Origin of the sequence: Enterobacter chinensis (assembly GCF_034008295.1) — a bacterium.
GTDB lineage: Bacteria > Pseudomonadota > Gammaproteobacteria > Enterobacterales > Enterobacteriaceae > Enterobacter > Enterobacter chinensis.
The window spans coordinates 51028-64064 of record NZ_JARDVI010000008.1; the positions used below are offsets into that span (position 1 = coordinate 51028).

Sequence of the window (13037 nt, forward strand, 5' to 3'; positions counted from 1 at the left end):
GTGCCACCACAAGGTGTCACGCCGTTTTTGTCTCTACTCCCCATGTGGCGCAGGCTGATCTATCACCCGGAAGTTAACTACGCACTGCGACAAACGCTGGTGTTATGTCTTCCTGTGGCCGTAGGCCTGATCCTCGGACATCTTCAGCAAGGCCTGCTGTTTTCTCTCGTCCCTGCCTGCTGCAACATTGCCGGTCTGGACACGCCGCATAAGCGCTTTTTCAAACGCCTGATTATTGGCGGCTGCCTGTTTGCGGGCTGTAGCCTCGCCGTACAGCTTCTGCTTGCCCGGGATATTCCGCTGCCGCTGATTCTGACCGTGCTGGCCATGACCCTCGGCGTCACGGCCGAAATCAGCTCGCTGCATGCCCGCCTGCTTCCCGCCTCATTGATTGCGGCCATTTTCACGCTTAGCCTCGCCGGAAATATGCCGGTGTGGGAGCCGCTGCTGATCTACGCCCTGGGAACGCTGTGGTACGGGCTGTTTAACTGGTTTTGGTTCTGGCTGTGGCGCGAACAGCCGCTGCGTGAATCCCTGAGCCTGCTCTATGTGCAGCTGGCGGATTACTGCGAAGCCAAATACACCCTGCTCACCCAGCATACCGATCCGGAAAAATCCTTGCCGCCGCTGCTGACGCGCCAGCAAAAGGTGGTGGATCTGATAAGCCAGTGCTATCAGCAGCTGCATATGCTCGCCGCCAACAAGAACCACGAATACAAACGGCTGCTGCGCACCTTCCAGGTTGGGCTGGATCTGCAGGAGCATATCTCCGTTAGCCTTCACCACCCGCAAGAGGTGCAAAAGCTGGTCGAGCGCAGCCACGCCGAAGCGGTGATCCGCTGGAACGCGCAGACCGTGTCGGCGCGCCTGCGGGTCCTGGCTGACGATATTCTCTACCACCGCTACCCCACGCGCTTTAACATGGAAAAACAGCTCGGCGCACTGGAGAAAATCGCGCGCCAGCATCCGGATAACCCGGTCGGCCAGTTTGCCGCCTGGCACTTCAGCCGCATCGCCCGCGTGCTGCGTACACAGCGCCCGCTTTACCCCCGCGATCTGATGGCGGATAAGCAAAAGCGGCTTCCGTTATTGCCCGCGCTCAGAAGCTATCTTTCTCTTAAATCTTCCGCTCTGCGCAACGCCGCCAGAATTAGCGTTATGCTCAGTACCGCCAGCCTGATGGGCATGGCGCTGCATCTGCCAAAACCCTACTGGATCTTAATGACCGTGCTGTTTGTCACCCAGAACGGTTACGGCGCTACGCGGGTGCGTATTCTGCATCGGGCCGGCGGAACGATGGCGGGGCTGATTATTGCGGGCGTGACGCTGCACTTCCACGTGCCGGAAGGTTATACCCTGGCAGGGATGCTGGCGATTACGCTGGTAAGCTACCTGATTATCCGCAAAAACTACGGCTGGGCGATGGTGGGCTTCACGGTGACGGCGGTATACACACTGCAGCTGCTCACGCTCAATGGCGAACAGTTTATTGTCGCCAGGCTGATTGATACCCTGATCGGCTGCCTGATTGCCTTTGGCGGCATGGTCTGGCTGTGGCCGCAGTGGCAAAGCGGGCTGCTCAGGCAGAACGCTCACGACGCGCTGGAGGCCGACCAGCAGGCCATTCGCCTGATCCTGAGCGACGACCCGCAGCCCTCCCCGCTGGCTTATCAGCGGATGAAGGTCAACCAGGCGCACAACGCCCTGTTCAACTCGCTCAACCAGGCAATGCAGGAGCCGGGCTTTAACTCGCACTATCTGGCGGACATGAAGCTCTGGGTGACCCACAGCCAGTTTATCGTCGAGCATATTAACGCCATGACGACGCTGGCGCGCGAGCACACGATGCTGACGCCAGACCTGGCGCAACGTTACCTGCAGTCGTGTGAGATTGCGTTGCAGCGCTGTCAGCAGCGTCTGGAATATGACTCGCCGGGTGAGTCGGGAGATTCGAATATTCTGGAAGCGCCGGAGACGTTAACCCACGGGCCTATGAGCACCCTGGAGCAACATTTACAGCGCATTCTGGGGCATCTGAACACCATGCACACCATTTCGTCGGTGGCATGGCGTCAGCGTCCGCATCACGGGATTTGGCTAACCCGCCGGTTGAAGCGAACCGAGTATTAGCCTTTAACGATCTTCGCGACCGCCGCGGCAAAGCGGGTTAATCCTTCTTCAATGTCTTTGTCTTCCACCACCAGCGATGGCGCAAAACGCATCACGTCCGGTCCCGCATTCAACACCATCACCCCTTCGTGGGCGGCGGCGTGCAGGAAATCGCGCGCGCGACCTTTGTACTGTGGCTTCAGCTCGGCACCAATCAACAGGCCCATGCCGCGGATCTCGCTGAACACGTCGAACTGGTCATCGATCTGCTGCAAATGCTTCACAAACAGCTCGCGCTTTGCGTTCACACCGTTCAGCACCGCCGGCGTATTGATGATGTCGAATGCCGCACCGGCAATGGCGCAGGCCAACGGGTTACCGCCATAGGTAGAACCATGCGACCCCACGTGGAACGCCGAAGCGATGTCCTGAGTGGTCAGTACCGCACTCACCGGGAAACCGCCGCCGAGCGCTTTGGCGCTGGTCAGAATATCTGGCGTCACGCCGTAGTGCATGTAAGCGAAGAGATCGCCGGTACGCCCCATCCCGCTCTGCACTTCATCAAAGACCAGCAGCGCCTGATGCTTGTCGCACAGCTCGCGCAGACCTTTCAGGAATTCCGGGGTTGCCGCGGTCACGCCGCCTTCACCCTGAATAGGCTCAACCACCACCGCGCAAGTGTGATCGTCCATCACCGCTTTCACCGCATGCAGATCGTTAAACGGCACGTGGATAATGTCAGCTGGTTTCGGCCCAAACCCGTCGGAATACTTCGGCTGACCGCCAACGGAGACGGTAAAGAATGAGCGCCCATGGAAGGCATTATGGAAGGCGATGATTTTGGTTTTGTACGGACTGTGGCGCGTGGTTGCGTAGTAGCGCGCCAGCTTGAAGGCGGTTTCGTTAGCTTCGGTGCCGGAGTTCATAAACAGCACGCGCTCGGCAAACGTGGCATCAATGATCTTGCGGCCAAGACGCAGCGCCGGTTCGTTGGTGAACACGTTGCTGGTGTGCCACAGGGTTTCGCCCTGACTTTTCAGCGCGTCCACCAGCGCAGGATGGCAATGACCGAGCGCCGTTACCGCAATCCCGCCCGCGAAATCCACGTACTCTTTACCCTGCTGATCCCAGACGCGGCTGCCTTTCCCCTTCACCGGGATAAACTCAGCCGGTGCATAAATCGGCAGAATCACTTCATCGAATGTCGCGCGGGTAATTGCTGGTTGTTCAGTTGCCATGTCATGCCCATCCATTTTATGTCACATTGATTGTGAAAATATAATCACAAAATATGCATAAAAAATCACAGCAAGGCAACAGATATTCAGCGATTGAGGAAATTTGCCAGCAGTGCGTGCCCCTGTTCGCTGAGAATACTTTCCGGATGGAATTGCACGCCTTCGAGATCCCATACTCGGTGACGAATCCCCATGATCTCCTGCGTATCGCTCCAGGCGGTCACGTCAAAACAGTCAGGCAACGTCGGTGGGTCAATCACCAGCGAATGGTATCGCGTCACGGTCAAAGGATTATTGAGACCCGTGAATACCCCGGTACCGGCGTGAGCGATCGGAGAGGTTTTACCGTGCATCACTTTCGCAGCGCGCACGATGGTGGCACCAAACGCCTGGGCAATCGCCTGATGGCCCAGGCAAACGCCCAGGATCGGTAGCTTGCCGGCATAATGTCGGATAACGTCAAGAGAAATACCCGATTCTGACGGCGTACACGGCCCCGGTGAAATCACGATTTTCTGCGGAGCCAGCGTCTCAATATCGGCGAGATCGATCTCGTCATTGCGGCGGACAACCACCTCAGCACCCAGTTCACAAAAATACTGGTAAAGGTTCCAGGTGAAGGAATCGTAGTTATCAATCAGCAGAATCATGGCGGCTCCCGAAAAAAATGCCGCCCTATTCTACTCAGATTCCCGCGCTTCGCTCACAACTTTGGCAAAGATAGCGTTTAACGCGGTTAAATCTCCCGTTGCGCCACTTCGATTAGCGGCCACCCACAGCTCGGGATCGATATCGCGCCAGTCCAGTGAGTAACCCGCGTGGAGTGCCAGTTGCTCAAAGAAAACGCGTTGGGCAATGCCGTTGCCGCGCATAAAAGGATGCAGCATATTGATTTCACAGTAGTAATGACTAACTTTGTCAACAAAAGCCGCCTTCTCAAGGCCCACAAGATACTTTTCGCTTTCAAGCGCCGCCATCAGTTCATTGCCCATCTTCTCGATGTATTCGAAATGGCAGAACGGAATATCACCTTTAAAAATATCATCGGTTCGGAACTCGCCTGCCCGCTTCATTTCACTGCGATACAGATGGCGATGAATAAGGCACAGATGGGGTAACCCGGGCGCGGGAGGCCCAAGCTCCAGTGTCTCAATATGGGGTTCTGAGGGACCATTACCTTTTTCAAGGAGACAACTGGCCTGTAGATTGACGTTACGCTGCTGCTCCCAGAGACGGGATTTTTGCTTGTCGGTGAGTTTTTTCACTTAACGCCTCCCTGAATAGTCCGTTTGCCACAAGTATAAGCAGCAAAACGCGCTTTCGCAGGGAGGGTCACAACACGGGCGAGTATCGCCCGTGTTGAAGAAGGTTATGGCAGAACTTTTGCAGAGAGGATCACGACAGGTTTTGACGGCACATTCTGGTACGGACCGACATCATGGGTAGGCACCTGAGAAATCTTGTCAGCCACGTCCATCCCTTTCACAATTTTACCGAAGACCGCATAGCCAAAGTCACGCTGACCGTGGTCGAGGAAGGCGTTATCCGCCACGTTGAGGAAGAACTGGCTGGTCGCGCTATCTTTGTCTGCGGTACGGGCCATTGAGATAGTGCCGCGCTTGTTCAGCAGGCCGTTGTCCGCTTCGTTTTTAATTGGCGGGTTCGGCTGTTTCTGCTGCATCTGCTCGTTAAAGCCGCCGCCCTGCACCATAAAGCCTGGGATCACGCGGTGGAAGGTGGTGTTGTTATAGAAACCACTGTTCACGTAGTCGAGGAAGTTTTTCACAGAAACCGGAGCTTTCTGGCTATTCAGTTCCAGCTCAATGTTCCCGGCGGAGGTGGTCAGCAGAACGTGAGGGTCCCCTTTTGCTGCCAGCGCAGCAGGGGAAACGGCAGAAAGAGCAAACACAGCTGCGACAGCCGCCAGTGTTGATTTGAGCATGAGAATTCCTTAACAAAGCGCAGTATAAAAAGCGAATGGCTTGATTCTAAAGAGCAGTATGAACGGAGACCAGCCTTTTACCTAATTTTACGAAATTGAAACAGTTGTAACCACGCAAACGATTGGTTATGACGGCTTTTTATGTGATCGCGATCACATAAAAAACTGCAATGAAGTTCTAATTTCTCTTAAAAGATATGAATAGATCACTTTAATGTCTAAAATCTGCCCGCTCTCAGCGCCCGATGGGCGCTTTTCTTTTTTTGAACAGGCCAGACATGACTAACAGCAATCGCATCAAGCTCACATGGATCAGCTTCTTCTCCTACGCCCTGACCGGCGCGTTGGTGATCGTCACCGGGATGGTGATGGGAAATATCGCAGACTACTTCCAGCTGCCCGTTTCCAGCATGAGTAACACCTTCACCTTCCTCAACGCGGGGATCCTGATCTCCATCTTCCTGAATGCCTGGCTGATGGAAATCGTGCCGCTGAAAACGCAGCTGCGTTTCGGCTTTGTGCTGATGCTCGCCGCCGTAGCGGGGCTGATGCTGAGCCACAGCATCGCCCTGTTCTCCGCCGCCATGTTTGTGCTCGGTCTGGTCAGCGGGATCACCATGTCGATAGGTACCTTCCTGATTACCCACATGTATGAAGGCCGCCAGCGCGGCGCGCGCCTGCTGTTTACCGACTCCTTCTTCAGCATGGCCGGAATGATTTTTCCGATGGTGGCCGCGGTTCTGCTGGCCCGCAGCATTGAGTGGTACTGGGTGTATGCCTGCATCGGTCTGGTCTACGTGGCGATCTTTATTCTGACCTTCGGCTGCGACTTCCCGGTGCTGGGCAAAAAAGCACAGACTACCGCAGAACCCGTCGCGAAAGAGAAATGGGGCATTGGCGTGCTGTTCCTCTCCATCGCCGCCCTGTGTTACATCCTGGGCCAGCTGGGCTTTATCTCCTGGGTACCGGAATACGCCAAGGGCCTGGGCATGAGCCTGAACGACGCGGGTAAACTGGTGAGCGATTTCTGGATGTCTTACATGTTCGGCATGTGGGCGTTTAGCTTTATCCTGCGCTTCTTCGACCTGCAGCGTATTCTGACCGTGCTGGCAGGTCTGGCAACCGTGCTGATGTATCTGTTCATCAATGGTTCGCCGGAACATATGCCGTGGTTCATTCTGACCCTGGGCTTCTTCTCCAGCGCGATCTACACCTCGATCATTACCCTGGGTTCTCTGCAGACCAAAGTGGCCTCGCCGAAGCTGGTTAACTTCGTCCTGACCTGCGGCACCATCGGCACCATGCTGACCTTCGTGGTCACGGGCCCGATCGTCGCTCACAGCGGCCCGCTGGCCGCTCTGCACACCGCGAACGGTCTGTATGCCGTGGTGTTTATTATGTGCTTCGCTCTGGGCTTCGTGACCCGCCACCGCCAGCACAACGCGGCAGCAGCGTCTCACTAAACCCTACGCCCCTTTGCGCTCGGCAGAGGGGCTGTTTCTGGCAAAGCTCACCTCTTCTCCCCCGATATCCATCTGGATCCACGTCTGTGCCAGTTGGGTTGTGGCAATCACGCGCCCCTGTCGCATGGACCAGCGCACCGGCACCTGACAGCGCACCGCTTCAAACCCGCTCTCCGCAGGCAGAATAATCAGATTCGCCGGGTTTCCCGTTTCAATACCGTAATCACTCAGGCCGAAAGTGCGGGCGCTGTTATGGGTTATCAGATTCAGGCCGCTGTCGATTTGCGGATAGCCCATCATCTGACAGACATGCAGCCCCATATGCAGCACCTGCAGCATGTTGCCGGTGCCAAGCGGGTACCAGGGATCAAAAACATCGTCATGACCAAAGCAGACGTTAATACCTGCTTCCTGCAGCTCTTTCACCCGGGTGATGCCGCGACGCTTCGGATAGTCGTCAAAGCGCCCCTGCAGGTGAATGTTCACCAAAGGGTTAGCGACAAAGTTAATCCCCGACATCTTCAGCAGGCGAAAAAGCCGTGAGGTGTACGCGCCGTTATAGGAGTGCATGGCGGTGGTGTGGCTGGCCGTAACCCGTTCGCCAATACCGGCCTCATACGCCAGCGTTGCCACCGTCTCGACAAACCGCGACTGTTCGTCGTCAATTTCATCGCAGTGGATATCCAGCGGACGGTCATATTTCTTCGCCAGATCAAAAGCGATATGCAACGACTGAACGCCGTACTCGCGGGTGAACTCGAAGTGTGGGATCGCCCCCACCACGTCAGCCCCCAGTTTTAACGCTTCTTCCAGCAGCGCCGCACCGTTCGGGTAAGAGAGAATACCTTCCTGCGGGAACGCGACGATTTGCAGCGTCACCCACGGCGCAACCTCCTGCTTCACCTCCAGCATCGCCTTCAGGGCTGTAAGCGTAGGGTCGGAGACATCCACATGGGTGCGGACAAACTGAATGCCGTTGGCAATTTGCCACTTCAGCGTTTTCCAGGCGCGCGCTTTCACATCGTCATGGCTGAGTAGCGCCTTGCGCTCCGCCCAACGCTCAATGCCCTCAAACAGCGTTCCGGACTGGTTCCAGTTCGGCTCGCCCGCCGTCTGGGTGGTATCAAGATGGATATGCGGCTCGATGAACGGGGGAATAGCCAGCCCACCGCGCGCATTCAGTACTTCATAACTTTCGGCATGGGTGTCGTCCATTGGGGTAATGTCACCAAATCGCCCGTTCTCAATGGCAAGCTGCCACAGCCCTTCCCGACCCGGTAAACGAACATTCTGAATAAGCCATAACGGTGTTGTAGACATACCTTTCCCCTAAAAAATGCAGCTGATATTCAGGCGTACCAATTTTTGCAAAACCGCCCCTGATTTGTACACAAATTCAACGAACACGAAAAGCCTGCTATTTCCGCCACTTATAAAAATCCTGACAAATCAGTCATATACCACCTAAGGAGTAGGCGAAGACGTATTTGATTTGCATCAATAAGCGCCCCTGCTGAATCGTTAAGGTAGGCAGTAATAGAAAAGAAATCGAGGCAATAATGAGCAAAGTCAGACTCGCTATCATCGGTAACGGCATGGTCGGCCACCGCTTTATTGAGGATCTTCTCGATAAAGCCGATGCTGAGCAGTTCGATATTACCGTGTTCTGTGAAGAACCCCGCAAGGCGTACGACCGTGTGCACTTGTCTTCCTACTTCTCCCATCATACCGCCGAAGAGCTCTCTCTGGTGCGTGAAGGTTTCTACGAGAAGCATGGCGTAAAAGTGCTGGTGGGCGAACGCGCTATCACCATCAACCGTCAGGAAAAAGTGATCCACTCCAGCGCTGGCCGTACGGTTTTTTACGACAAGCTGATCATGGCGACGGGCTCCTATCCGTGGATCCCACCGATTAAAGGCTCGGACACTCAGGATTGCTTCGTCTACCGTACCATTGAAGATCTCAACGCTATCGAATCCTGCGCCCGTCGCAGCAAGCGCGGCGCGGTGGTTGGCGGCGGCCTGCTGGGCCTGGAAGCGGCTGGCGCACTGAAAAACCTCGGCGTTGAAACTCACGTCATCGAATTTGCCCCAATGCTGATGGCCGAACAGCTGGACCACATGGGTGGTGACCAGCTGCGTCGTAAAATCGAAAGCATGGGCGTGAAGGTTCACACCAGCAAGAACACCAAAGAAATCGTGCAGGAAGGGACTGAAGCGCGCAAAACCATGCGCTTTGCCGACGGCAGCGAGCTGGAAGTGGACTTTATCGTCTTCTCCACCGGGATCCGCCCACGCGACAAGCTGGCGACCCAGTGCGGTCTGGCCGTCGCTCAGCGCGGCGGGATCATGATTAACGACACCTGCCAGACCTCAGATCCGGATATCTACGCTATCGGCGAATGCGCCAGCTGGAACAACCGCGTGTATGGTCTGGTGGCGCCGGGTTACAAAATGGCGCAGGTCGCCGTGGACCATATCCTTGGCACTGAAAACGCCTTCGAAGGCGCGGACCTGAGCGCCAAGCTGAAGCTGCTGGGCGTGGACGTTGGCGGTATTGGGGATGCGCATGGCCGCACGCCTGGCGCTCGCAGCTACGTTTATCTCGACGAAAGCAAAGAAGTGTATAAGCGCCTGATCGTCAGCCAGGACAATAAAACCCTGCTCGGCGCGGTGCTGGTGGGCGACACCAGCGACTTCGGCAACCTGCTCCAGCTGGTGCTGAACGCCATCGAATTGCCGGAAAACCCGGACGCGCTGATCCTTCCGGCCCACGCTTCCAGCGGCAAACCGTCTATCGGCGTGGATAAACTGCCGGACAGCGCGCAGATTTGCTCCTGCTTCGACGTCACCAAAGGCATGCTGATCTCCGCCATCAACAAAGGCTGCCACACCGTGGCGGCGCTGAAAGCGGAAACCAAAGCCGGTACCGGCTGCGGCGGCTGTATTCCTCTGGTTACTCAGGTGCTGAACGCCGAGCTGGCGAAACAGGGCATCGAAGTGAATAACAACCTGTGCGAGCACTTTGCGTACTCTCGCCAGGAGCTTTACCACCTGATCCGCGTGGAAGGCATCAAATCCTTCGACGAACTGCTGGCGAAGCATGGCCAGGGCTACGGTTGCGAAGTGTGTAAACCGACCGTCGGTTCACTGCTGGCCTCCTGCTGGAACGAGTACGTGCTCAAACCCGAGCATACGCCGCTGCAGGACACCAACGACAACTTCCTGGCAAACATTCAGAAAGACGGCACCTACTCCGTTATTCCACGCTCTGCCGGTGGCGAAATTACGCCGGAAGGACTGGTTGCGGTGGGCCGTATCGCACGTGAATTTAACCTGTACACCAAAATCACCGGCTCCCAGCGCATCGGCCTGTTTGGCGCGCAGAAAGACGATCTGCCTGAAATCTGGCGTCAGCTGATTGAAGCCGGCTTCGAAACCGGCCACGCATACGCCAAAGCGCTGCGTATGGCGAAAACCTGCGTGGGCAGCACCTGGTGCCGCTACGGCGTCGGCGACAGCGTGGGCTTCGGCGTGGAGCTGGAAAACCGCTACAAAGGCATCCGTACGCCGCACAAAATGAAGTTCGGCGTTTCCGGATGTACCCGTGAATGTGCGGAAGCACAGGGTAAAGACGTGGGGATTATCGCCACCGAAAAAGGCTGGAACCTGTACGTCTGCGGCAACGGCGGGATGAAACCACGCCATGCGGACCTGCTGGCGGCGGATCTGGATCGCGATACGCTGATTCAGTATCTCGACCGCTTCATGATGTTCTACATCCGTACCGCCGATAAGTTAACCCGTACCGCCTCCTGGCTGGATAACCTGGAAGGCGGTATCGACTACCTGAAAGCGGTCATCATCGACGACAAGCTGGGCCTGAACGAACATCTGGAAGCCGAGATGGCGCGCCTGCGCGAGGCGGTGATTTGCGAGTGGACTGAAACCGTTAATACCCCGGCGGCACAAACTCGCTTCAAACACTTTATCAACAGCACCCAGCGCGACCCGAACGTACAGGTTGTACCAGAGCGTGAACAGCATCGTCCAGCAACGCCGTATGAACGTATTCCGGTCACGCTGGTGGAGGAAAACGCATGAGCCAGTGGATAAACATTTGCGATATTAACGACATTATCCCCGCAACCGGCGTGTGCGCGCTGCTGGGCAGCGAGCAGGTTGCGATTTTCCGCCCTCGCCACGATGAACAGGTCTTTGCCATCAGCAACATCGACCCGTTCTTCGAGGCCAGCGTGCTCTCCCGCGGATTGATTGCCGAGCATCAGGGTGAACTGTGGGTTGCCAGCCCGCTGAAAAAGCAGCGCTTCAGCTTAACTGACGGACGCTGCATGGAAGATGAAAATGTCTCCGTGAAGCACTACGACGCCCGCGTGAAGGACGGTAAGGTGCAGCTGAAAGGCTAATCCCCCGCCTTTTCAATACGAAAAGCTTATGACCCCTTATGGGTAACGGCAGGAAAAACCGTATGTTCTGTGCGATTCCTGCTGTTATCCTGACGTCAATTATTACCCCCTCCATGAATGCTGCGAGGTAACGTCGTGGATCACCTGCCGATTTTTTGTCAATTACGCAACCGCGACTGCCTGCTCGTGGGCGGCGGCGACGTGGCTGAACGCAAAGCGCGCCTGCTGCTAGAGGCTGGCGCCCGACTGACCGTCAACGCCATTGCCTTCGCCCCACAGTTTGACGTCTGGGCGCAGGAAGGGATGCTTACGCTGGAACAGGGGGAGTTTAATGAATCCCTGCTGGATACCTGCTGGCTGACCATCGCAGCGACGGATAACGATGAAGTGAACCAGCGCGTCAGTGACGCCTGCGAAGCGCGCCGGATCTTCTGTAACGTGGTGGATGCACCGAAAGAAGCCAGCTTTATCATGCCGTCGATTATCGACCGTTCACCGCTGATGATCGCGGTGTCGTCCGGTGGTCGTTCGCCCGTTCTGGCGCGCCTGCTGCGGGAAAAGCTGGAGGCCGTGCTGCCCCAGCATCTTGGTCAGATAGCCCATTACGCCGGGCAGCTTCGTACCCGCGTGAAGCAAACTTTCTCCACCGTGGGCGAGCGTCGCCGCTTCTGGGAAAAATTCTTCGTGAACGACAGGCTGGCGCAGTCGCTGGCGAATCAGGACAGTAAAGCGATTGAAGAGACAACGGCGCAGTTACTCTCTGAACCGCTGGATCATCGCGGCGAAGTGGTGCTGGTGGGCGCAGGCCCTGGCGATGCGGGCTTGCTGACCCTGAAAGGTCTACAGCAGATCCAGCAGGCGGATATTGTGGTTTACGATCGTCTGGTCTCTGATGACATCATGAACCTGGTACGCCGTGATGCCGACCGCGTCTTCGTCGGCAAACGTGCGGGCTACCACTGCGTACCGCAGGAAGAGATTAACCAGATCCTGCTGCGCGAGGCGCAAAAGGGAAAACGCGTGGTGCGCCTGAAAGGGGGCGATCCGTTTATCTTTGGTCGCGGGGGCGAAGAGCTGGAAACCCTGTGTAACGCGGGTATTCCCTTCTCCGTGGTGCCAGGGATTACGGCGGCATCCGGCTGCTCAGCTTACTCTGGCATTCCACTGACCCACCGGGATTACGCCCAGAGCGTGCGTCTGGTGACGGGCCACCTGAAGACCGGCAGCGAGCTGGACTGGCATAACCTGGCAGCCGAAAAGCAGACGCTGGTGTTCTACATGGGGCTGAATCAGGCTGCCACGATCCAGGCGAAGCTGCTGGAGCACGGCATGGCGGCAGATATGCCCGTCGCGCTGATCGAAAACGGTACCGCCATTACGCAGCGCGTGGTGGATGGGGTACTGACACAGTTAGGCGAACTGGCACAGCAGGTCGAAAGCCCGGCGCTGATTGTGGTTGGCCGTGTGGTTGAACTGCGCGATAAACTCAACTGGTTCTCGAATCACTAACGCATACTCTTCCTTTCCGGAGTAGTCCTTAAGCGGACTACTCCCCTCTTACCGCTGTCGTTAACATACCGCCCCGAAGTGGAAATTTTCCCTTTATTCCCTTGAGTTACATCCAATTTTCGTTTTTAAGACAAGGAATGCGTATGTTTAAACTGGCAAAAGCCGCCGTTCTGGTCGGCCTGTTATCCACTCTGACGGCCTGCACCGGTCACGTACAGAACACCAAAAATAACTGCAGCTACGACTACCTGCTGCACCCGGCGATCTCCATCTCGAAGATAATCGGTGGTTGCGGCCCGGCGGCGCAGCAGTAAGCGATTTTCAGGCGTAAAAAAACCGGGGCTTTCCCG

Annotated in this window: 11 protein-coding genes; 6 read left to right on the forward strand and 5 right to left on the reverse strand. The window is 56.4% G+C overall.

Annotated features, from left to right (window positions below; all coding sequences use genetic code 11):
• The first annotated feature begins 42 nt into the window (after positions 1-42).
• The gene (locus tag PYW49_RS20930) at positions 43-2130 is read left to right on the forward strand and encodes a YccS/YhfK family putative transporter (RefSeq protein WP_134348212.1); all 2088 of its coding nucleotides are present in this window, start codon (positions 43-45) and stop codon (positions 2128-2130) included.
• On the opposite strand, the gene argD is transcribed toward PYW49_RS20930, so the two are convergent.
• The 4 genes from argD to ppiA all read right to left on the reverse strand — a co-directional run bounded on the left by argD (position 2127) and on the right by ppiA (position 5289).
• Positions 2127-3347 (reverse strand): bifunctional acetylornithine/succinyldiaminopimelate transaminase, encoded by a 1221-nt coding sequence (argD, locus tag PYW49_RS20935; protein ID WP_320387403.1) that lies wholly within the window; start codon positions 3345-3347, stop codon positions 2127-2129. The two genes, PYW49_RS20930 and argD, sit on opposite strands and share 4 nt — an antisense overlap.
• A gap of 86 nt (positions 3348-3433) precedes the next feature.
• Positions 3434-3997 carry an aminodeoxychorismate synthase component 2 gene (gene pabA / locus PYW49_RS20940; RefSeq protein WP_320387404.1) on the reverse strand — a complete coding sequence of 188 codons (564 nt, stop codon included), beginning with the start codon at positions 3995-3997 and terminating at the stop codon, positions 3434-3436.
• Between the two features lie 30 nt (positions 3998-4027).
• Complete coding sequence (locus tag PYW49_RS20945) at positions 4028-4612, reverse strand: putative adenosine monophosphate-protein transferase Fic (RefSeq protein WP_320387405.1); 585 nt, start codon at positions 4610-4612, stop codon at positions 4028-4030.
• A gap of 104 nt (positions 4613-4716) precedes the next feature.
• Complete coding sequence (gene ppiA, locus PYW49_RS20950; protein WP_023309471.1) at positions 4717-5289, reverse strand: peptidylprolyl isomerase A; 573 nt, start codon at positions 5287-5289, stop codon at positions 4717-4719.
• Between the two features lie 278 nt (positions 5290-5567).
• On the opposite strand from ppiA, the gene tsgA reads away from it, so the two are divergent.
• Positions 5568-6752 (forward strand): MFS transporter TsgA, encoded by a 1185-nt coding sequence (gene tsgA, locus PYW49_RS20955; protein WP_320387406.1) that lies wholly within the window; start codon positions 5568-5570, stop codon positions 6750-6752.
• A 3-nt stretch (positions 6753-6755) separates the two neighbouring features.
• Here tsgA and PYW49_RS20960 read toward each other — a convergent pair whose 3' ends face one another.
• Entirely contained in the window at positions 6756-8072 is a 1317-nt protein-coding gene (locus tag PYW49_RS20960) for a cytosine deaminase (protein WP_320387407.1), read from the reverse strand.
• A 239-nt stretch (positions 8073-8311) separates the two neighbouring features.
• On the opposite strand from PYW49_RS20960, the gene nirB reads away from it, so the two are divergent.
• The 4 genes from nirB (at position 8312) to PYW49_RS20980 (ending at position 13001) form a co-directional block, all read left to right on the forward strand.
• Positions 8312-10855 carry a nitrite reductase large subunit NirB gene (gene nirB, locus PYW49_RS20965; RefSeq protein WP_320387408.1) on the forward strand — a complete coding sequence of 848 codons (2544 nt, stop codon included), beginning with the start codon at positions 8312-8314 and terminating at the stop codon, positions 10853-10855.
• Entirely contained in the window at positions 10852-11178 is a 327-nt protein-coding gene (nirD, locus tag PYW49_RS20970) for a nitrite reductase small subunit NirD (RefSeq protein WP_134348103.1), read from the forward strand. The genes nirB and nirD overlap by 4 nt, the downstream gene beginning before the upstream one ends.
• 135 nt (positions 11179-11313) lie before the next feature.
• Complete coding sequence (gene cysG / locus PYW49_RS20975) at positions 11314-12687, forward strand: siroheme synthase CysG (protein ID WP_320387409.1); 1374 nt, start codon at positions 11314-11316, stop codon at positions 12685-12687.
• Positions 12688-12830: 143 nt separating this feature from the next.
• Entirely contained in the window at positions 12831-13001 is a 171-nt protein-coding gene (locus PYW49_RS20980; RefSeq protein WP_008503029.1) for a YhfL family protein, read from the forward strand.
• The last annotated feature ends 36 nt before the right edge of the window (positions 13002-13037 follow it).

Coding starts and splice junctions, on each gene's coding strand:
- PYW49_RS20930 (WP_134348212.1), top strand. CDS start 43: ATGTGGCGCAGGCTGATCTATCACCCGGAAGTTAACTACGCACTGCGA.
- argD (WP_320387403.1), bottom strand. CDS start 3,347: ATGGCAACTGAACAACCAGCAATTACCCGCGCGACATTCGATGAAGTG.
- pabA (WP_320387404.1), bottom strand. CDS start 3,997: ATGATTCTGCTGATTGATAACTACGATTCCTTCACCTGGAACCTTTAC.
- ppiA (WP_023309471.1), bottom strand. CDS start 5,289: ATGCTCAAATCAACACTGGCGGCTGTCGCAGCTGTGTTTGCTCTTTCT.
- tsgA (WP_320387406.1), top strand. CDS start 5,568: ATGACTAACAGCAATCGCATCAAGCTCACATGGATCAGCTTCTTCTCC.
- PYW49_RS20960 (WP_320387407.1), bottom strand. CDS start 8,072: ATGTCTACAACACCGTTATGGCTTATTCAGAATGTTCGTTTACCGGGT.
- nirB (WP_320387408.1), top strand. CDS start 8,312: ATGAGCAAAGTCAGACTCGCTATCATCGGTAACGGCATGGTCGGCCAC.
- nirD (WP_134348103.1), top strand. CDS start 10,852: ATGAGCCAGTGGATAAACATTTGCGATATTAACGACATTATCCCCGCA.
- PYW49_RS20980 (WP_008503029.1), top strand. CDS start 12,831: ATGTTTAAACTGGCAAAAGCCGCCGTTCTGGTCGGCCTGTTATCCACT.